This window comes from Mycobacteriales bacterium, from assembly GCA_035690485.1.
Classification (GTDB): Bacteria; Actinomycetota; Actinomycetes; order JAFAQI01; family DASSKL01; genus DASSKL01.
Window position 1 is genome coordinate 64,301 of record DASSKL010000010.1, and the last position, 19,121, is coordinate 83,421.

Consider the following 19,121-nt stretch of genomic DNA (forward strand, 5'->3'; position numbering starts at 1 on the left):
TCAGGTGTCGGCGCCGCCGGCCCGGGAAAGCGCCCTGCATGAGTCCAGGCGTGAGATGGCTGCCAGTCCGCATGGAGACCGACACCCCGACCAGGGCGGTGCCCGCCAAGACCGACCCACTGGTGCCCGGCGGCGTCTACTCCTCGGCCGTGATCGACGTGGCGGGTCTCGAACGCGCGCTGCGCAAGGGCATCACCGGCGAGGTGCGTTTCGACAAGGGCTCGAAGGCGATGTACGCCAACGACGCCTCGAACTTCCGCCAGGTGCCCATCGGCGTGGTCATCCCGAAGACCGTCGACGACATCGTCACCGCGCATCGCATCTGCCACCGGTTCGGCGCCCCGATCACCAACCGCGGCGGCGGCACCAGCCTGTCTGGGGAGACCGTCAACTGGGCGGTGATCATCGACAACTCGAAGTACCTGACGGAGATCGGCGGCCTCGACGTGCCCGGCCGCAAGGTCACCGTGCAGCCGGGGGTCATCAACGAGCAGCTGAACAAGCACACCGGCGAGCAGAACCTCGTCTTCGGACCCGACCCCTCCTCCCACTCCCGCTGCACCATCGGCGGCAACGTCGGCAACAACTCGTGCGGCATCCACTCCGTGCAGTCGCACCTCTACGGGCCCGGCCCGCGCACGTCGGACAACGTCCACGCCATGGAGGTCGTGACCTACGACGGCGAGCGGTTCTGGGTCGGCGTCGACGAGGAGGACCGGCTCGACGAGATCATCGCCGCCGGTGGCCGCAAGGGAGAGATCTACGCGCAGCTGCGCGACCTGCGCGACCGCTACGCCGACGCGATCCGCGCGGGCTACCCCTCGGTCGACGAGATGCCGCGGCGGGTCTCCGGCTACAACCTCGACGAGCTGCTGCCCGAGAAGGGTTTCAACGTCGCCCGCGCACTGGTCGGGACGGAGAGCACCTGTGCCACCGCGCTGAACGTCACCCTGCTGCTTACGCCGGCGATGCTCATGCGCACGCTCGTCGTGGTGCAGTTCGAGGACATCTGCACGGCCGGCGACCTGGTGCAGGAGATCGTCGACAAGTGGAAGCCGATCGGCCTCGAGGCCATCGACCACGTGCTCATCGAGGACCAGCAGGCGCTCGACATCAACGTGCACGACCTCGAGGAGTTGCCGCGGCCGGGTGAGCACGCCTGGTTGCTGGTGCAGTTCGGCGCCGACGAGGCGGCGGACAGCGAGCGCCAGGCCGCGGAGTTCTGTGCCTGGCTGACGGCCGACAAGGGTTTCGAACCCGACCGGATGGTCCTCGCGAAGAGCAAGCAGGAGGGTGGCAACAGCGAGGACTTCTGGGCGATCCGCGAGAGCGGCCTCGGCTCGACGGCGTTCCCGCCCGACGGCACCGACCACTGGCCGGGTTGGGAGGACTCCGCAGTGCCACCGCCGAGGGTCGGCGACTACCTGCGCGACCTGAAGAGGCTCTACCGCAAGCACGGGCTGCGCGGCGCGATGTACGGCCACCTCGGCCAGGGTTGCATCCACTCCCGGATCAGCTTCGACCTGCGCACCGAGCAGGGCCTCAAGACCTACCGCGCCTTCATGGAGGAGGCGGCCGACCTCGTCACGTCGTACGGCGGGTCGCTGTCGGGCGAGCACGGCGACGGCCAGCAGCGGGCCGAGCTGCTCGACCGGCAGTACGGCCCGGAGCTCATGGCGGCTATGCGGGAGTTCAAGCGGATCTGGGACCCCGACTGGAAGATGAACCCCGGCAAGGTCATCGACCCCTACCGTCTCGACGAGAATCTCAAGCTCGGCACCGACTACAACCCGTGGCGCCCGGAGGTGCAGTTCGCCTACGACCGGGACGGCGGCGACTTCGCGCATGCCGCGCTGCGTTGCGTGGGCGTCGGCAAGTGCCGGGTGCCCGAGGCGCAGAACACGATGTGCCCGAGCTACCAGGTCACTCGGGAGGAGAAGCACTCCACCCGCGGCCGGGCCCGGCTGCTGTTCGAGATGCTCCAGGGCGAGGTCATCACCGACGGCTGGAAGTCGGAAGAGGTCTACGACGCCCTCGACCTGTGCCTGTCCTGCAAGGGCTGCACCAGCGACTGCCCCGTCGACGTCGACATGCCGACCTACAAGGCGGAGTTCCTCTACCACCACTACCGGTCCGCCCGCCGGTGGCGACCGCGCTACGCCTACGCGATGGGCTTCATCGACCAGGCGTCCAGGCTCGCGTCACACGTGCCCGGGCTGGCCAACCTCGCGCTGCACGTGCCGCCGTTCGCCCAGCTGGTGAAGGCCGCCGCCGGGATCAGCCAGAGGCGCACGGCTCCCTCCTTCGCGCCGCTGACGCTGCAGGAGTGGTGGCGCAGACGTGGCGGCACGCAGAACCCCGGTGGCCGCCGGGTGGTCGTCTTCCCCGACACGTTCAACAACCGGATGCACACCGACGTCGGCGTCGCCTGCGTCGAGGCGATCGAGGCGGCCGGCTGGCAGGTCGTCATGCCGCAGGGGCACATCTGCTGCGGCCGGCCGCTCTACGACTACGGCTTCCTCGACGTCGCCAGGCGTTACCTGCACGACGTGATCGACCAACTGCGCGACGAGATCCGCGCAGGCACGCCGATCGTCGGCATGGAGCCCAGCTGCCTCGCGGTGTTCAAGGACGAGCTGACCAACATGTTGCCGCACGACGACGACGCCGAGCGGCTGAAGCACAACGCCCACCACTTCAGCGAGTTCTTCGAGAAGTACGACGTACCGGTGCCACGGCTGGAGCGCAAGGCGCTGATGTGGACGCACTGCCACCACCGGGCGACCGGGGGCAGCGAGCCGGAGCGGAAGCTGCTCACCCGGATGGGCGTCGACACCGAACCGCTCAAGGGCGGCTGCTGCGGACTGGCCGGATCGTGGGGCTTCGAGCAGGGCAAGTACGACATCTCGATGGACTGCGGCGAGCAGGCACTGCTGCCGGCGGTACGCGCCGCCCGCGACGACACGCTGATCGTCGCCAACGGCTTCTCGTGCAAGACGCAGATCGACCAAGCCGGCACCGGGAGGCGGGCGCTGCACGTCGCCCAGGTGATGCAGATGGCCCGCAAGGAAGGGCCCGACGGGCCCCGCGGCCGTCGGCCCGAGAAGGGCTACTACGGCAAGCGGCCGAAGGCCCCGGTGACGCTGAAGGCGAGGCGGTTCGCCGCCCTGTCGGCGGTGGGCGCCGCAGCCGCCGTCACCGCCACCGCGGTCCTGTCGGGAGGGTCGCGGCGCCGCTGACTCGCACCGCGGGAGATCACCGGCAAGCGCGAGCGGCCGCCGCCCGGACGGGTACCGTCAGGCCGTCGACTGACAGCCGGTCCGATCGTGCCGTCCTGGAGGCTGCGATGTTCGTCCCGCTGACCGTGAGCGACTTCCTCGACCGCGCGGAGCAGGTCTACTCCGCCCGCATCGGCGTCGTCGACGAACCGGACCAGCCGGCGCCGTCGCTCGGCGAGCTGACCTACGGCCGGATCGCCGAGCTGGCACGTGCCCAGGCCGCCGCGCTCGACGAGCTCGGCGTCGGCTTCGGTGACCGGGTCGCGATCGTGTCGCACAACTCCGCCCGGCTGCTGACGTCGTTCTTCGGGCTGTCGGGCCATGGCCGGATCATGGTGCCGGTCAACTTCCGGCTGTCCCCGGCCGAGGTCGCCTACATCGTCGAGCACTCCGGCGCCTCGATGCTGCTCGTCGACCCGGAGCTCGCCGAGCCGCTCGACGGCATCTCCTGCAAGCACAAGTTCGTCCTGGGTGCGGAGGCCGACGAGCAGCTCTACCGCTTCGGGGTCGAGCCGAAGCAGTGGACCCCCGACGAGGCCGCGACGGCGACCATCAACTACACGAGCGGCACCACCGCGCGGCCCAAGGGTGTGCAGCTCACGCACCGCAACTGCTGGGTCAACGCGGCCACCTTCGGCTGGCACGTGACCGTCACCGACCGCGACGTCTACCTGCACACGCTGCCGATGTTCCACGCCAACGGCTGGGGGATGCCCTATGCCGTGACCGGCGCGGGCGGCCAGCACATCGTCCTGCGCAAGGTCGACGGCCCGGAGATCCTGCGCCGCGTGGACCAGCACGGGGTGACGCTGATGTGCGCAGCCCCCGCGGTGGTCAATGCGGTGCTGACCGCGGCCGAGACCTGGCAGGGGGAAATCCCCGGTCGCGACCGGGTGCGCATCGTGGTCGCCGGCGCCCCACCCCCGACCCGCACCATCGAGCGGATCGAGACCGATCTCGGGTGGGAGTTCATCCAGATCTACGGACTCACCGAGACCTCGCCGCTGCTGACCGTCAACCGGACCCGCGCCGAGTGGGACGACCTGACCCCGCTCGACCGTGCCGCCAAGCTCGGCCGCGCGGGCACTCCGGCCCTCGGGGTGACCCTGCGCGTCGACGGCTCCGGCGAGCTGCTGGCCCGCTCCAACGTCGTGCTCGAGGGCTACTGGCAGCAGCCGGAGGCGTCCGCGGCGGCGCTCGAGGGCGGGTGGTTCCACACCGGTGACGGCGGCACGATCGACGACGACGGCTACGCGATCGTCAGCGACCGCAAGAAGGACATCATCATCACCGGCGGCGAGAACGTCTCCTCGGTCGAGGTGGAGGACGTGATCTTCAGCCACCCGGCCGTCTCCGAGGTCGCGGTCATCGGCGTACCGGACGAGAAGTGGGGCGAGACGATCAAGGCCCTGATCGTACGCGCGCCGGGCGCCGAGGTCACCGAAGAGGAGATCATCGCCCACTGCAAGGAGCGTCTGGCCCGCTACAAGGCGCCGACCTCTGTGGAGTTCCGCGACGCCCTCGTGCGTACGGCGACCGGCAAGCTGCAGAAGTTCAAGCTGCGGGCCCCCTACTGGGAAGGCCGCGACCGCCAGGTCAACTAGCCGGCCCCTGACCGTCGCCCGGCTTCGGCCTCGTCGCCTTGCGTGCTCTCCGGGCACGGGCGGCTCCTGCGGCTTGCCCGCCTCGGCCAGGAACCGACTCGCTCGAGGGCGCAGAAGCCGAGGCGCTGGACGGCAAGGCACCTGATGAGCGATAATTAGCAGTCGATGGCTTAGAGTGCCAGCAGATCGTGATGCTCGGAGGGACCGTTGCCGACTTACCAGTACGCCTGCACGTCATGTGGCGAACAGCTGGAGGTCGTGCAGAAGTTCACCGACGACGCGCTGACCGAGTGCCCGAAGTGCCAGGGCCGGCTGCGCAAGGTCTTCTCCGCCGTGGGCGTGGTCTTCAAGGGCTCCGGCTTCTACAAGACCGACAGCCGCTCCTCCAAGTCGTCCTCGTCGAGCAGCAGCGTCCCGAAGGAGCCGGCGAAGTCCGAGAGCTCGTCGAGCACCGGCTCGTCGGCGTCGGGCACGTCGTCCGACTCCTCGTCCTCGTCCACCTCGTCCTCGTCGAGCTCGTCCTCGTCGAGCTCGTCCACCGGCGAGAAGGTCGCCTGACCGACCGTCCACAGCTCGCCCGCGCGGGATCGCGAGACGCCGTAGCGGCTGGCTAGGGTCGGGCCCTCCGACGGAGGGAGGGTCATGACCGAGCAGGAGACCGCCGAGATCGGCGTCATCGGCGGATCGGGCTTCTACGCCTTCCTCGACGACGCGGTCGAGGTGCCGATGCAGACGCCCTACGGTCCTCCGAGCGACAATCCGGTGATCGGCACGGTCGCCGGCCGGCGGGTCGCGTTCCTCGCCCGGCACGGTCGCGACCACCGGTTTCCGCCCCACCGCATCCCCTACCGCGCCAACCTGTGGGCACTGCGTTCGCTCGGCGTCCGGCAGGTGCTCGGCCCGTGCGCTGTCGGCGGGCTACGACCCGACCTCGGACCTGGCACCCTCGTCGTCCCCGACCAGCTCGTCGACCGCACCAGCGGGCGGCTGCAGACCTACTTCGACTCCGGTGCGGTGCACGTGTCGTTCGCCGACCCCTACTGCCCGCGCGGCCGGCGGGCGGTGCTGGAGACGGCCCGCACGGCCGGCTGGGACCCGGTCGACGGCGGCACGATGGTCGTGATCGAGGGCCCGCGCTTCTCGACCCGGGCCGAGTCGCAGTCCTATGCGACGGCCGGGTGGTCGCTGGTCAACATGACCGGGCATCCGGAGGCGACGCTGGCCCGCGAGCTGGCGCTCTGCTACACGGCCGTCGCACTGGTCACCGACCTCGACGCCGGCATGGACGCCGGGTCGGCGGTGAGCCAGTCGGAGGTGTTCGGGTTCTTCGCCGCCAACGTCGCCCGGCTGCGTGAGCTGCTGCTCGACGTGGTGGCCGCGCTGCCCGCCGACCCGGGCTGCGTGTGCGGGGCCGCGCTGGACGGCATCGATCTCCCGCTCGAGCTGCCGTGAGCGGCGAGCTGTCGCGTCAGCTCAAGGAGCTGCGCCGGGCGGTCGCGCGGCGCCGCAGGCTGCTCGCCGCCGGCCTTGCCGCAGCGGCGATCGCGTGCGCGCTGACGGTCCTCCAACCGCCGGCTGCGGCCACGGTGCGCGTGGTGGTCGCGGCTCGCGACCTACCGGCCGGCACGACCGTGCGCGCGGCTGACCTGCGTGTCGCGCGCTTCGCCCCAGGGACCGCTCCCGACGGGTCCCTGGCCCGCACCGATGACGCGGTGGGGCTGGTGCTCGCGGCCGGAGTGCGGGCCGGCGAGCCCTTCACCGACCTCCGCTTCGTGGGTCGGCCACTGCTGCAGGACCTGGCGAGCGACGGCCTGGTCGCGACGCCGGTGCGGATCGCCGACGCCGGAGCGGCGCGGCTCGTGCGCACGGGCGACCTGGTCGATGTGCTGGCCGCCACCCCGCCGACGGCGGGCACGGCCGCGGGTTCGGCCACCACGGTCGCCGAGGGGGTGCGGGTGCTGGTCGTGCCGCGCGCTGACGACGCCGCCGGTGAGGGCGCGCTGCTCCTCCTCGCCACCGACCGGCCGACGGCGTCGCGGCTGGCCCTGGCCGGTGTCACGTCGAGGCTGTCCATCACGCTGCGCGGCTGATCGATTCGGGCCGCTGCCTAGTCGGACTCGTCTTGCCAGCGGTCATGATGCGGGGGGCGCTCCCGCCGCAGTCGCTCGTCCGGGTCGTCGGGCCGTTCCTCCGACCAGGCCGCGTCGCTCTCGCCCTCGGGGCGGCCGGGGAGCACGGGTTCGGTCATTCGTCGCCGCTCAGCCGAGATCGCCCCGGTCGAGGCGGGCCAACCGGCGCGCCCGCACGAGATCCTCACCCGCCTGCTGGTCGAGGTTCTCGCCCGACGACGCGAGAACGCCGACGAGGTCGCGCTGGCTGACCATGCCGACAACCCGCTCGCCCTCGACCACGGGGAGGTGCCGGATCCAGCGCCGGGCCATGTGCTCCGCCGCCTCGTGCAGCGGCGTCTCGGGCGTCACCGTCAGCACGTTGGTCGTCATGATCGTACTGACCGGGGTGCTGTCGACCGGGAGACCGCGCGCCACGGCCTTCATCACGTCACGCTCGGTCACGATGCCGACGAGCCGTTCGCCGTCCATGACCAGCAGCGAGCCGGTCTGCTGCGACCACATCCGGGAAGCGGCCGCCTTCAGGGTGTCGGAGGGCGCGTCGGTGACGCTGGCGTCGCTCATGACCTCCGCCACTCGCACGGCTGCAGGGTACCGGCAGCGCCGCGGCCCGGGCGTGCGCGGGCGAGCCAGGTGGCGCATGCTGGACGGGTGGGCGACACCAAGCTGCGAGGGACGCGGCCGGGGCATGCTCACCTCATGGATCAGGACGACGTCGTCCTGGTCACCGACGCCGCCCGCAGCCGCGTCGAGGAACGCGACGAACGGGTCCGCCGCTACCTCTGGTCGATGGCCGTGCGCACGCTCGCGTTCATCCTCGCGGTGTGGCTGCTGCGCGGCTGGGAGCAGTGGGTCGCGATCGCCATCTCTCTGGTGCTGCCCTGGATCGCGGTCACCGTCGCCAACGCCGGGCCCAAGCGTCAGGAGCAGGACCCGGCGTTCTTCGTGCCACCGCCGAACCGCGGACTCGGCTCCGCCGGTGAGCAGCCGGCCGACGACCGACGCCGTCGTTAGGCCCGGGGCGCGTTGAGCCGCTTGATCGCGGCCGCGTCGTAGCCGATCTCACCCAGCACGTCGGCGGTGTCGGCACCCAGCGCGGGCATCCGGCCGACGCTCTGCTGCGGGTGCTCGGAGAAGTCGACCGGCGTCGCGACCGACCGGTAGCGCCCACCCTCGACCGGCACCCACGCGCCGGCCGCCTCCGCTTGCGGGTCGGTGACGACCTCGGCCGGCGACTGCACCGGCGACCACCAGACGTCCTCGGCGTCGAACCGCTCGGTCCACTCGGCGAACGGCCGGCTCGCGAACGTCCGGTCGAGCTCGGCGATGAGCTCCCTGCGGTTGTGCCGTCGCGACCGGGCGCTGGCGAACCGCTCGTCGTCGAGCAGGTCCTCGCGAGCGGTCGCCTTGACCAGCAAGGGAAAGTGGCGGTCGCCTTCGACGCCGAGGAGCCAGAACCACTTGCCGTCCCCGGCGCGGTAGCTGTTGGCGGTGGGCTGCGCCGCCTCCTCGCGCGGCACGGTGCCCGCGACCTTCCCGAGCGCCTGCTGGATGGCGAGGTCCCAACCGAGCGCGTAGACGCCCGAGCGCAGCAGGGAGGTCTCGACGAGCTGCCCGCGGCCGGTGTGCTGGCGCTGCCAGAGCGCGCCGAGGATGCCGGACAGCGCGGCCAGCCCGGTGAAGTGGTCACCCAGCCCGCGGGGAAGGGGCGGTGGCGCGTCGCCGGCGGGCACCAGCTGGTGTACGACGCCGGCCCGGGCACCGAACACGCCGATGTCGTAGCCCGGGCGGTGCACGTCGGGGCCGGTCGAGCCGTGTCCCGTGACCAGCGCGTAGACCAGCCGCGGGTGCCGGGCCAGCACGTCGTCGGCGAGCAGGCCCATCCGCTGCAGCGGCTCGAGGCGCAGGTTGGTCAGGAAGACGTCGGCGGTCTCGAGCAGGCGGTGCAGCGCCTCGCGCGCCTCGTCGTTGCGCAGGTCGAGGACGACGCTGCGCTTGCCACGGTTGTCTAGCTCGAACGGGGCGTTCGGGATCTCAGCGCTGTAGCCGGTGGCGGCGAACATCGCCCGGAACGGGTCGCCCGCGGGTGGCTCCACCTTGATGACGTCGGCTCCCCAGTCGGCCATGACTCCGGTGGCCGACGGCCCGGCGACCCACACCCCGAGCTCGACGGCCCGCAGTCCGCTCAACACTCCTGTTCGCGCCACGTCTGCGCACGCTACCGGCCGCTGCTACGGTCCGGCGTACCTCTCTCCTCGCGGACGTCGTAGGGGGTCCGATGGCGGCCGCCCGGCCCAACATCCTGCTGGTCGTGTCCGACCAGGAGCGCCAGCGCAGCTGGCTGCCCGCCGGCGTGCGGCTGCCGTGGCGCGAGCGGCTGATGGCCGAAGGGCTCGAGTTCACGAACTACTGGACACACTCCTCGCCCTGCTCGCCGTCACGGGCGACCATGATGACCGGCCGCTACCTCCCGGGTCATCGCGTCGTCGACAACGTGATCTTCCCCTGGCACACGGAGCTCGACAGCGGCATCCCGACCATGGGCCGGTTGCTCGCGGAGCACGCCGGCTACCGGTCGTCGTACATCGGCAAGTGGCACCTGTCCTACGGGCCGAAACCCGACATGGTCGCCTACGGCTACGGCGACTGGGAGGGCAACGACCAGCACTTCATGGGCTGGGCCGGCACCGGCGTGCACTTCGACCCGCTGATCGCGGACAGCGCCGCGACCTGGCTGCGCGCCAACGCGAACGCGTCGCAGCCGTGGTTCCTGACCGTTGCTCTGGTCAACCCGCACGACGTCATGTGGTTCCCGATCGACCAGCCGGACTGGCAGGCGTCGCACGCAGCCGAGACGGCCGCGGCGCGGGACTTCCTGGCCGCGGCGCAGTGGAAGGACGGCGAGCCGATCCCGCCGTTCACGCTCGACTACGACGAGGTCGTGGAGGAGCTGCCGGCCAACTTCGACGACGACCTGCACACCAAGCCCGCGGCGCACCGGGCCTGGCGCCACGACCAGCAGCACGGCGTCTGGGGCTACATCGACCCGAAGGACAAGCGGGCCTGGCTGCGCCAGCTGGACTACTACGTGAAGCTGCACCAGCTCGCCGACGAGAGCCTGGGCACCGTGCTCGGCGCGCTGGTCGACGCGGGTCGCTGGGACGACACGATCGTGGTGTTCACCTCCGACCACGGCGACATGTGCGGCGGTCACGGGCTGCGGTCCAAGGGGCCGTTCGTCTACGACGAGATCATGCGGGTGCCGTGCTACGTCCGCGCGCCGGGCATAACGACCCCGGGCGCAGCCACGCCCGCGCTGGCGAGCCACGTCGACCTCGCCCCGACGATCTGCGGGCTCGCCGGACTCGACCCCGCCGCGGTGCCGGGTCTGCACGGCGTCGACCTGCGGCCCGTGCTGGCCGACCCGGCCGGCGCCGTGCGCGACCACGTGCTCTTCGCGATGGACTCGGCGCACACCAGCCACATCCGCCAGACGAGGTACGCCGTGCGCGGCTACTTCGACGGCCGGATGAAGTACGCCCGCTACTACGGCGTGGGTGGCGGACTGCCCAACGACGACTTCAGCCGCAAGCCGTCCGCGAAGCTGTTCGACGTCGACGCCTCCTTCGACGACTGCGACCACGAGCTCTACGACCTGGCCGGGGACCCGGGCGAGCTGGTCAACCTCGCGATGGACCGCAGCCGGCGGGCCGAGGTGCGCGAGTGCTTCGCCGCACTGCGCGCGCTCGAGCGGGTCGAGCTGGAGGCCTGAGCCAGGTTCGACCGGCTACTGCACCTTGATGACCGGACGGCAGTCGAAGGTGGCGTCGGTCGGTTGCAGCTTGTGCCAGGTGCCGCCGCGCAGCTGGATGAAGTGCAGGCACTCGGCGCTGACCCGGCGGCCCACGTGCTGCGGCCCGTGCAGCCCGTTGCCGGTCCAGTTGTCGACCTGGGCCAGTGCGGCCAGCATCTTGGCCCTGGTGAGGTCGGGGCCGATCTTCTCCGCGGTCTGCGCGAACAGCCGCATGGCCGACCAGGCGTAGACACCGAAGTAGGACGGCTGCGCATCGCTGCCCGCGACACGGTGCAGCCACGTGATGTAGGTCTGCATCTCGGGGTTGGTCGACGCGTCCTCGAACATCTGCGAATCCAGATAGACGACCGTGCCGTCGACCGCGCTGCCGCCGGACTGGACGTAGTCGGAGCTGTAGCCGGTCGGGTCGAGCAGGAACATGTCCGGCTTGAACCCCTGCTGCTGCATCGCCTGCGCGAGCCGGACCGCCTCCTGGTAGGCGCCCAGCCACTGCACGAAACGCACGCCGTTCTGCTTCATCTTCTGCACGAAGGGCGCGTAGTTGAACGTCGAGATGTCGACCGGCTGGGTGTAGACGAACTTCCAGCCGTGTCCGTAGGCCTCGTAGGCCTTGACGTCCGCGACCGCGTTGACGGCGGCGGCGCCGGCGTTGATGTAGAGGAACGCCGCCTTTCCGACAGCCTGCGGGTACTTCTCGGCGATCCAGCCCGGGACGGTCGAGGAGACCTGACCGACCTGCGTCGCGTTGGCCGCGTAGGTCACGCGCGTGTGCTGGTGCTCCTGCGTCACCGCAGCGGCCGAGACGTCGACGATGCCGCACTGGTCCTCGACCTGCGCGCCACCGTTGTCGAACGCCGACATCGACCCCACCGAGGCGAACGCCGACTTGCAGGCCGTCAGCATCTGCTCGCGGTAGCCGTTGGCATCGGTGCGCGAGTCGAGCGTCTCCACTTTGATCTGGCGGCCGCAGATGCCGCCATGGGTGGCGTTCCAGTACGCCGAGAAGGCCAGCGCCGACTGCTGCGCCGACTGGAACAGGCCCGGCACCGGGCCGGTCACGTCGGCGATGTTCGCCAGCGTGATGCTCGTGGGCGTCACCCCGACGTCGGTCGCCTTGGTAGCCCGGCAGCTGCTCGCGGCCTGCACAGCCCTGGTCGTCTGCTGAGCCGACCCGTTGGTCGCGGTCGAGCCCGGCGAACCGTTGCCGGTGCTGGCCCCCGAGACGCCGTTGCCGCCGGCGGGGCCCGCCCGAGTGCCACCCCGGGCCGAGGTCGAGCCGCCGGAGTCGCCGGTGCTGCCGGCCGCGCCGTTGGCCTGGGCGTTGCCCTGCAACTGCCCGATCGCGAGCTGCTGCTGCTCGGCCGTCAGGCGGGAGCCGCAGGCGGCGAGCGGCAGGCAAGCAGCGACGACCAGGACGGCCGCGCGGCGGCGTGGATGCACGCGGAGATCGTCCGCGTGCGCTGCGGCGCCCGCAAGGCAGGTCACCACCGGCCGCCGAGAGGCCCGCACGGGTCATTCCGCCAGCACGTGGGTCTGGTCTCCGCTCGTCAGTGCGGTCTAGCATCCGGCGCGTGGACGTCCAGGCGCTCGCTGCGCTCGACCTGCCCGACCGGACCGGCACCGCGCACCGCCTCGGCGACCTGTGGCGCGACCACCCGGAGATCGTGGTCTTCCTCCGCCACTTCGGTTGAATCCACTGCCGCGAGCACGCCGCGCAGTTGCGCGACACCTACGACGAGATCCGCAGCACCGGCGCCGACGTCGTCGCGATCGGGACCGGAGACGCGAGGTACGCCGCGAGCTTCGTCGACCAGGAACGCATCCCATTCCTCGTGCTGGTCGACGACGACGCCTCCGCCGCGCGAGCGGCCTCGGTGCGCGACTCCAGCCTGCTGCGGCTCGTCTCCCCGATGACGTGGCCGGCCGGCATGCGTGCCTTCCGGTCCGGCGTACGGCAGCACCGGTCCGGCAAGCGGCCGACCCAGCTGGGCGCGACGTTCGTCATCGCACCGGGTGACGACGTGCGCTACTCGCACCTGGACGACGACGCCTCCGACCACGCCCCGCTCGACGACGTGATGGCCGTCCTGCGACAGTGAATGCATAGCCACGTTATATAGTGGCCTTATGCAATCGAGCTCGGTCGACGCTCGCCTCGCCGCCGTCTTCGAACAGCTGGTGCGGATGACCCGCCGGCTGGCGACCACTGGTGAGCTCAGCCTGCCTGCCGCATCCGTCCTCGCCCGGCTGGCCCGGGAAGGGCCGCAACGGCTGACCGAGCTCGCCGGGCACGAGGGTGTCTCGCAACCCGGGATGACCCAGCTCGTCAGCCGCCTCGAACGCGACGGTTACGCGCTGCGCACGCCGTCTCGAGACGACGGGCGCGTCGTCATGGTCGAGGTCACCGCCATCGGGCGCGCGGTCGTCGCGCAACGCCGCGAGGAACGCGCCTCCGCGCTGCGCGAGATGCTCGGCCGGCTCGAGCCCGCGGACCGCCGCGCCATTCGTGCCGCGCTGCCGGCCCTGAACCGGCTCGTCTCGCTGTCCCCCATCACATCGACGGAATCTCCGGCGCGGGCCGGGGCTCGTGGAGATATCGCATGACCGTCCCCCGCACCAACCCGTTCCGGCAGCCGCGCGCCGTGTGGGCAGTGGCCTTCGCCTGCGTCATCTCGTTCATGGGCATCGGACTGGTCGATCCGATCCTGCCCGCCCTCGCGCACAGCCTGCGCGCACGCGCCCTACCCGATGCATCTGGACGCGCGCCACCTCGGCCTCGTCTTCACCGGCTGGGGCCTGCTGGTCGCACTGTTCAGCGTGTTCGTCGCGCCACGACTGCAGGCCAGGTGGGGCACTGCGCGCGTGCTCTACGCCAACCTGTTGCTGCTCGGTGGCGTGATGGCCGCAATCGCTGCAGGCGTCAACACGCCGGACGTCGTCATCGGCGCAGTCGTTGCCAGCGGGGCGTTCATCGGCATCAACAACACGCTGACGACGCAGGCGGTGATGCTGGTCTCGCCCGTGGACCGGCCGGTCGCGTCGTCGGCGTACGGCTTCGTGCGGTTCATCGGCGGTGGTCTGGCGCCCTACGTCGCCGGCAAGATTGCGGACGCCTCCTCGCTCAGCGTGCCCTTCTACGTCGGCGCCGCGACCTTCGTGCTGGCCATCTTCGTCCTCGCCACCGGGCACCGCCTGCTGGCCGCGGCGGAGTCGGGCCAGGTCGACGTCGTCCCCGTGACGAAACCAACCCAGGAGGACGCCGTGGCCGTCGCCGAAGCGCTCGAGATCGGCTGACCGGCCCGGCGGGGTGACGAGCACCCCTGGGTAGCAGCGCGGCGCGCTGGCTGCCGCGCGCCGACGCGCGGACAGTCCTTGCGGTCGCCAGCCCGCGTCCCTGGGTAACACCAAGACAGCGCTTCCTGCCAGGGCCGTCGGCGGGCGGTCCCGGCTAGGCTGGCACTTGAGAGAGGATGGGCCAGGGCTCGAGCGGCCGTACTCTCCCGACCCAAGGCCCAGCCGGAATCCTGATCGCCCGCCCTCGTAGCTCAGGGGATAGAGCAACGGTTTCCTAAACCGTGTGTCGGAGGTTCGAATCCTCTCGAGGGCACCCGTGCCAACCCGATGATTCGGGCCGCTGAGGCGCCCGTGCCACTCCCCTGGCAGACGAGCGGCCGATCCGGATCTTCCTGCGTGGCGTCGGACCCACTGCGGCCGGAACAGACGACGTTCTCGGGCTCCTGGTTCTCCCGGTACGCCTGAAGCCACGTCACCGGGCGGCCTGCGTCTGGCACCGCCCCGAGTCGCGTGGCAGAGTCGGCTCATGCTGCACGTCTACGGGTTCGAGCGCATCGGTGTCGCCGTCTCCGACCTCTACTTCGTCAACCCGGATCCGGAGCCGGGGCAGGAAGGCGCGGAGCACGGCGTACGCCTCGAGGTGCGGCTGCTGGAGAAGCAGCCGCTCGACGGCTCGATCTACGCCTCGAGGCCGATCCTCGTCGGCCGCCCGGTGTGGCGGGCGGACCTGCTCGAGTCGGTCGCCGGCAAACCCGGAAGCCACGACCGCACCCATCACCACCCGACGATGAGGGGCTGGGAGCCCGGCAAGCGGAAGTTCGAGCGAGGGCTGTCGGCCGACCCGCTGGGCTGGCTCGAGAGCCGGCTCAGCGACCTCGACACACTGCTCGACGAGGCCGAGATCTCGAGGGACGAGGCGCACCCGAGCGATGCCGCGCAGCTGAAGGCGGCCGCCCCGGAGATCGTGGCGACGGCCCGACGGCTGCTCGAGCGGGTGCGCGCGGGTGAGCTCGCGGTCGCGCCCGACGAGACACCCGAGAGCGCCCGGATGAGCTGGCTCTAGACCCTCAGATGTTCGACTCGTCAGGTGGCAGCCCGGCAGGCCCCTCCGGTGCACCGGCACCGGCACCGTCACTCACGGCGGGCGCCGACATGCCCAGGGTGTACGCCGTCATCGACAGCGACCCGTAGGCGTAGCCGTCCACCATCACCTCGACGTCGTCCGCGGCCGAGCCGGCCAAACCCGCCAGGTAGAGCAACGGGATGAAGTGGTCGGGCGTGGGCACCGCGTTGCGGTAGTCGCGATGCGCGTCCATCCGCGCGACGTCCGTGGGGTCGCTGAGCATCCGCTCCTTGGCGTCCTCGTCGAAGCGCTGTGCCCAGTCGTAGCCGCCGTCGGTGAGCTGCCAGTCCATCCCGCGCAGGTTGTGCACCACGTTGCCGCTCGCGACGACCAGCACGCCTCGCCGGCGCAGCGGCGCGAGCTTCGCGCCGAGGTCGAGGTGGTAGCCGAGATCCTTGTCGGCGTTGATCGACAGCTGCACGACGGGCACCGACGCGTCGGGAAAGGCGTGCACCAGCACTGACCAGGTGCCGTGGTCGATGCCCCAGCTGTCGAGGTCGGCGCCGACCCAGGTCGGCGTGACCGCATCGCTGATCTCCTCGGCCAGCTCGGGCAGCCCTGGCGCGGGGTAGTCGACCTCGAAGAGCTCCTGCGGGAAGCCGTAGAAGTCGTGGATCGTGCGCGGTCGCGGCATGGCGGTCACCGCGGTCGCGTTGATGTACCAGTGCGCGCTGACGACGAGCACGGCTCGGGGCCTGGGCACCGACCGGCCGAACTCCCGCCACGCGGACGTGTAGCGGTTGACCTCCAACGCGTTCATCGGGTTGCCGTGCCCGATGAACGCAGCGGGCATCGGGGCCGCCTGCTCGCCCACGGTCATCGGGCCTCCCGGGAGGGGCGCGTCAGCTAAAGGCTAGGCCCTCGAATCTCCCGGACTTGCGCCACTCGTCGATGTAGGCGAAGTAAGCCGTCGCTCCCGCCGGGTAGCCGACGTTGAGCCGCGCCGCGGGCCCGGGATCGTGCCCCTCGTTGTTGTAGTAGCCCGGCGTGCAGTCGAGCGAACCGATCACCATGCGCCCAGGGCCCGAGAGCAGCAGCTCGATCCACGCGGCCTCCGCCTCCGCGGTCACCTCGACCTCGCGATAGCCGTTGTCGACGGCGTGCTTGACGACGGCGGCGATCGTCTTGCCCGACTCGGTCAGGTTGTGCGGCACGTTGGAGATCAGGTTGGCGCCCTGCGTCGGTTGCACGATGAACAGGTTTGGGAAGCCGTGCACGTGGATTCCGTGCAGCGTGCGCATCCCCTCGCGCCAGTAGTCGGACAGCGTGACGCCGTCGCGGCCGGTCATGTCGTAGCCGGTACGGCGGGTGTACTCCGTCCCGACCTCGAACCCGGAGGCGTAGATGATGCAGTCGACGTCGTACGCCGTGCCGCCGGCCCAGACGGCCGTCTCGGTGATCCGCTCCACACCCCTGCCGTCGGTGTCGACGAGGTGCACGCCGGGCTCGTTGAACGCCTGCAGGTACTCGTCGTGGAAGCACGGCCGCTTGCACAGCTGCCGGTACCACGCCTTGAGCGCATGAGCGGTCGAGCGGTCCTGCACGATCGTGTCGACGCGGGCGCGGATCTCCTCCATCTTCTCGTGGTCGGAGTCCTCGAACGCCGCCATCATGTTCTCGACGGTCATCTCCTCCGGCGGCAGCGCCATGATCTTCGTCCGGATGCGGCGGGACAGGTCTGTCCAGCCGTCCATGACGAGGTCCTCGTCGGCGATGCCGCCGGTCTGGTTGGCGGTGAAGTTGTCGAGCCACCGCTGCTGCCAGCCGGGCGTGGCGATCGTGGCGAACCACTCGGCGTCGGTCGGCCGGTTGTCGCGCACGTCGACCGAAGACGGCGTGCGCTGGAAGACGTAGAGCTCCTTGCACGCCTTCGCGAGATGCGGCACGCACTGCACGGCCGTCGCGCCGGTGCCGATGATGGCGACCCGCTTGTCGGCGAGCCGGTCCAGCGGCGCGCCGAGCGGGTCGCCGCCCGTGTAGTCGTAGTCCCACCGGCTGGTGTGGAACGAGTGCCCTCGAAACGACTCCAGGCCGGGGATGCCGGGCAGCTTGGGCACGTGCAGCGGGCCCGGGCCCATCGCGACGAACTGCGCGGTGAACTCGTCGCCGCGGTTGGTGCGCACGATCCAGCGCGACCGCGTCGCGTCCCACTCGAGATCGGTGACCTCGGTGTGGAACAACGCGTTGTCGTAGAGCCCGAACTGCTTACCGATCCGCTGACAGTGCTCGAGGATCTCCGGCGCGTGCGCGTACTTCTCGCTCGGCATGTGGCCGGTCTCTTCGAGCAACGGCATGTAGACGAACGACGCCGTGTCGCACTGCGCACCGGGGTAGCGGTTCCAGTACCACGTGCCGCCGAAGTCGCCGCCCTTCTCGACGATGCGTACGTCGGTGACGCCGGCCTCCTTGAGCCGAGCGCCGGTGACCAGCCCGGCGAACCCGCCACCGATAAAGGCGACCGTCACGTGGTCGGTGAGAGGCGCCCGTTCGACGACCGGCGTGTAGGGGTCGTCGAGGTAGTGCGCGAGCTGACCGGCCACCCGGATGTACTGGTCGTTGCCGTCGGGCCGGACGCGCTTGTCGCGCTCCTCGCGGTACTTGCGCCGGATCCAGTCCTTGTCGACCGACGGCCGCTCCCCGGTCGTGGTCATCGCGACTCCGCTCCTGCCCGGGCGGCGCGCTCCTCCTGGTGCGACTGCACGGCGCTCATGACCGCGTTGACCGCTGCCCCCATGAACTCCGGCCGGTTCTCCGCGGCCCAGTCGCGCGACGTCGTCGTCATCGACGCGGAGCCCTGGAACTGCGGCATGACCTCCTTGGCGAACAGCTCGTAGGAGCGCAGGGTCGCCTCGCGGTCGGCCCACTCGTGCGCCATGAACAGGTAGGTGCCGAAGCCGCCGGACTGGTCGATCAGCCGCTGCACCTGGGCGGCCGCCATCTCCGGTGTGCCGACAACGGCCATCCCGGAGTTGTTGAGCGCATCGACCATGCTCTCCGCGTCCTCCGCGTCCGGCGCCAGAGGCAGTGCGGCGATGCGGCGGAAGTAGTCGATCCAGTCGGCGACCCCGTAGGCCACCTCGGCGCGGGCCTGCTCCTCGGTGGGCGCGATGTGCATGGGGCCGACGAGCCGCCACTTGCTGCGGTCGACCACGGTGCCGAACTCCTGCGCGCGCTCCTCCATCACCTGCCAGTGGCTGCCGAGGACGTCGAAGCCGCCGGCCGAGGTTGCACCGATCGACAGCAGGCCGACCCCGAAGCGGCCCGCCGCCCGCGGGCCGGCCGGGGACACCTGCGCGGCGACCGCCACGTCGAAGCGCGGGTGGGTGTAGGGACGCAGCTGCAGGCGCGCGTCGCGAAGGGTGAACCAGTCGGTCTGCCGGGTCACCGGCTCGCTTCCGTCGAGCAGGGCGAGGATCGCCTCGAGCGACTCCTCCATCATGTCGCGCTGCCGCGCCGGGTCGATGCCCATCATGAACGCGTCGGACGGGAGTGCGCCCGGCCCGACACCGAACATGACCCGGCCGCGGGTGAGGTGGTCGAGCAGCACCATCCGGTCGGCGAGCATCAGCGGGTGGTGGTAGGGCAGCGAGCTGACGCCCGTGCCCAGCTTGATGTGCTTGGTCCGCTGCGAGGCAACGGCGATGAAGACCTCGGGCGAGGCGATGATCTCGTAGCCGGCGGAGTGGTGCTCGCCGATCCAGGCCTCGTCGTAGCCGAGCTGGTCGAGTCGCACGATCAGCTCGAGATCGCGCTCGAGAGCCAGGGTCGGGTTCTGCCCGGCCGGGTGGAAGGGTGCAAGGAAGATGCCGAAGCGAAGCGGTGGTTGCATGACGGGTGCCTATCGCATGATCGCGGGCAGCGTCCACGAAGGATGACGAA

General features: G+C 70.8%; 17 protein-coding genes, 1 tRNA gene and 1 pseudogene. 12 read left to right on the plus strand and 7 right to left on the minus strand.

Going from position 1 to position 19,121, the window contains the following annotated elements; translation table 11 throughout:
• Positions 1–50 precede the first annotated feature (50 nt).
• The 3 genes and pseudogenes from VFJ21_02135 (at position 51) to VFJ21_02145 (ending at position 5,230) form a co-directional block, all read left to right on the plus strand.
• Positions 51–3,239, plus strand: coding sequence for an FAD-linked oxidase C-terminal domain-containing protein (locus VFJ21_02135; protein ID HET7405922.1), 3,189 nt, complete (start codon positions 51–53; stop codon positions 3,237–3,239).
• Positions 3,240–3,346: 107 nt separating this feature from the next.
• A complete protein-coding gene (locus tag VFJ21_02140) occupies positions 3,347–4,882 on the plus strand; it encodes an AMP-binding protein (GenBank protein ID HET7405923.1) in 1,536 nt (511 codons plus the stop codon).
• A 207-nt stretch (positions 4,883–5,089) separates the two neighbouring features.
• A pseudogene (locus VFJ21_02145) lies at positions 5,090–5,230 on the plus strand (FmdB family zinc ribbon protein).
• 14 nt (positions 5,231–5,244) lie between these two features.
• Here the strand turns inward: VFJ21_02145 and VFJ21_02150 are convergent.
• Complete coding sequence (locus VFJ21_02150; protein ID HET7405924.1) at positions 5,245–5,526, minus strand: hypothetical protein; 282 nt, start codon at positions 5,524–5,526, stop codon at positions 5,245–5,247.
• On the opposite strand from VFJ21_02150, the gene VFJ21_02155 reads away from it, so the two are divergent.
• Entirely contained in the window at positions 5,525–6,334 is an 810-nt protein-coding gene (locus tag VFJ21_02155) for an S-methyl-5'-thioadenosine phosphorylase (protein ID HET7405925.1), read from the plus strand. The genes VFJ21_02150 and VFJ21_02155 overlap by 2 nt on opposite strands.
• A complete protein-coding gene (cpaB, locus tag VFJ21_02160; protein ID HET7405926.1) occupies positions 6,331–6,972 on the plus strand; it encodes a Flp pilus assembly protein CpaB in 642 nt (213 codons plus the stop codon). Before VFJ21_02155 ends, cpaB begins: the two co-directional genes overlap by 4 nt.
• Positions 6,973–7,140: 168 nt before the next feature.
• On the opposite strand, the gene VFJ21_02165 is transcribed toward cpaB, so the two are convergent.
• Positions 7,141–7,593 (minus strand): CBS domain-containing protein, encoded by a 453-nt coding sequence (locus tag VFJ21_02165; GenBank protein ID HET7405927.1) that lies wholly within the window; start codon positions 7,591–7,593, stop codon positions 7,141–7,143.
• A gap of 117 nt (positions 7,594–7,710) precedes the next feature.
• Here VFJ21_02165 and VFJ21_02170 point away from each other — a divergent pair, with 117 nt between their 5' ends.
• A complete protein-coding gene (locus VFJ21_02170) occupies positions 7,711–8,025 on the plus strand; it encodes a DUF3099 domain-containing protein (GenBank protein ID HET7405928.1) in 315 nt (104 codons plus the stop codon).
• Here the strand turns inward: VFJ21_02170 and VFJ21_02175 are convergent.
• Positions 8,022–9,218, minus strand: a complete 1,197-nt coding sequence (locus VFJ21_02175) for a CoA transferase (protein ID HET7405929.1) — start codon at positions 9,216–9,218, stop codon at positions 8,022–8,024. The two genes, VFJ21_02170 and VFJ21_02175, sit on opposite strands and share 4 nt — an antisense overlap.
• Positions 9,219–9,289: 71 nt before the next feature.
• Here VFJ21_02175 and VFJ21_02180 point away from each other — a divergent pair, with 71 nt between their 5' ends.
• Entirely contained in the window at positions 9,290–10,783 is a 1,494-nt protein-coding gene (locus tag VFJ21_02180; GenBank protein ID HET7405930.1) for a sulfatase-like hydrolase/transferase, read from the plus strand.
• Positions 10,784–10,798: 15 nt separating this feature from the next.
• Here the strand turns inward: VFJ21_02180 and VFJ21_02185 are convergent, their stop codons facing one another.
• Complete coding sequence (locus tag VFJ21_02185) at positions 10,799–12,265, minus strand: ABC transporter substrate-binding protein (protein ID HET7405931.1); 1,467 nt, start codon at positions 12,263–12,265, stop codon at positions 10,799–10,801.
• A 251-nt stretch (positions 12,266–12,516) separates the two neighbouring features.
• On the opposite strand from VFJ21_02185, the gene VFJ21_02190 reads away from it, so the two are divergent.
• From VFJ21_02190 to VFJ21_02210, 5 genes are all read left to right on the plus strand, one after another.
• Positions 12,517–12,924: an AhpC/TSA family protein gene (locus VFJ21_02190; protein HET7405932.1), complete on the plus strand. Its 408-nt coding sequence runs from the start codon at positions 12,517–12,519 to the stop codon at positions 12,922–12,924.
• A gap of 28 nt (positions 12,925–12,952) precedes the next feature.
• A complete protein-coding gene (locus VFJ21_02195; protein HET7405933.1) occupies positions 12,953–13,429 on the plus strand; it encodes a MarR family transcriptional regulator in 477 nt (158 codons plus the stop codon).
• Positions 13,430–13,573: 144 nt separating this feature from the next.
• Entirely contained in the window at positions 13,574–14,119 is a 546-nt protein-coding gene (locus VFJ21_02200) for an MFS transporter (protein ID HET7405934.1), read from the plus strand.
• Positions 14,120–14,359: 240 nt separating this feature from the next.
• Positions 14,360–14,432, plus strand: a tRNA-Arg gene (locus VFJ21_02205).
• Between the two features lie 213 nt (positions 14,433–14,645).
• Positions 14,646–15,182 (plus strand): hypothetical protein, encoded by a 537-nt coding sequence (locus VFJ21_02210; GenBank protein HET7405935.1) that lies wholly within the window; start codon positions 14,646–14,648, stop codon positions 15,180–15,182.
• 4 nt (positions 15,183–15,186) lie between these two features.
• Here VFJ21_02210 and ygiD read toward each other — a convergent pair whose 3' ends face one another.
• The 3 genes from ygiD to VFJ21_02225 are packed head-to-tail and all read right to left on the minus strand — an operon-like array spanning position 15,187 to position 19,071.
• Positions 15,187–16,035: a 4,5-DOPA dioxygenase extradiol gene (ygiD, locus tag VFJ21_02215; GenBank protein HET7405936.1), complete on the minus strand. Its 849-nt coding sequence runs from the start codon at positions 16,033–16,035 to the stop codon at positions 15,187–15,189.
• A gap of 49 nt (positions 16,036–16,084) precedes the next feature.
• Positions 16,085–17,893 (minus strand): NAD(P)/FAD-dependent oxidoreductase, encoded by a 1,809-nt coding sequence (locus VFJ21_02220; GenBank protein ID HET7405937.1) that lies wholly within the window; start codon positions 17,891–17,893, stop codon positions 16,085–16,087.
• The gene (locus tag VFJ21_02225) at positions 17,890–19,071 is read right to left on the minus strand and encodes an LLM class flavin-dependent oxidoreductase (protein HET7405938.1); all 1,182 of its coding nucleotides are present in this window, start codon (positions 19,069–19,071) and stop codon (positions 17,890–17,892) included. The genes VFJ21_02220 and VFJ21_02225 overlap by 4 nt, the downstream gene beginning before the upstream one ends.
• Positions 19,072–19,121: the final 50 nt, after the last annotated feature.

Coding starts and splice junctions, on each gene's coding strand:
- ygiD (HET7405936.1), bottom strand. CDS start 16,035: ATGCCCGCTGCGTTCATCGGGCACGGCAACCCGATGAACGCGTTGGAG.
- VFJ21_02170 (HET7405928.1), top strand. CDS start 7,711: ATGGATCAGGACGACGTCGTCCTGGTCACCGACGCCGCCCGCAGCCGC.
- VFJ21_02220 (HET7405937.1), bottom strand. CDS start 17,893: ATGACCACGACCGGGGAGCGGCCGTCGGTCGACAAGGACTGGATCCGG.
- VFJ21_02140 (HET7405923.1), top strand. CDS start 3,347: ATGTTCGTCCCGCTGACCGTGAGCGACTTCCTCGACCGCGCGGAGCAG.
- VFJ21_02195 (HET7405933.1), top strand. CDS start 12,953: ATGCAATCGAGCTCGGTCGACGCTCGCCTCGCCGCCGTCTTCGAACAG.
- VFJ21_02155 (HET7405925.1), top strand. CDS start 5,525: ATGACCGAGCAGGAGACCGCCGAGATCGGCGTCATCGGCGGATCGGGC.
- VFJ21_02180 (HET7405930.1), top strand. CDS start 9,290: ATGGCGGCCGCCCGGCCCAACATCCTGCTGGTCGTGTCCGACCAGGAG.
- VFJ21_02150 (HET7405924.1), bottom strand. CDS start 5,526: ATGACCCTCCCTCCGTCGGAGGGCCCGACCCTAGCCAGCCGCTACGGC.
- VFJ21_02225 (HET7405938.1), bottom strand. CDS start 19,071: ATGCAACCACCGCTTCGCTTCGGCATCTTCCTTGCACCCTTCCACCCG.
- VFJ21_02210 (HET7405935.1), top strand. CDS start 14,646: ATGCTGCACGTCTACGGGTTCGAGCGCATCGGTGTCGCCGTCTCCGAC.
- VFJ21_02200 (HET7405934.1), top strand. CDS start 13,574: ATGCATCTGGACGCGCGCCACCTCGGCCTCGTCTTCACCGGCTGGGGC.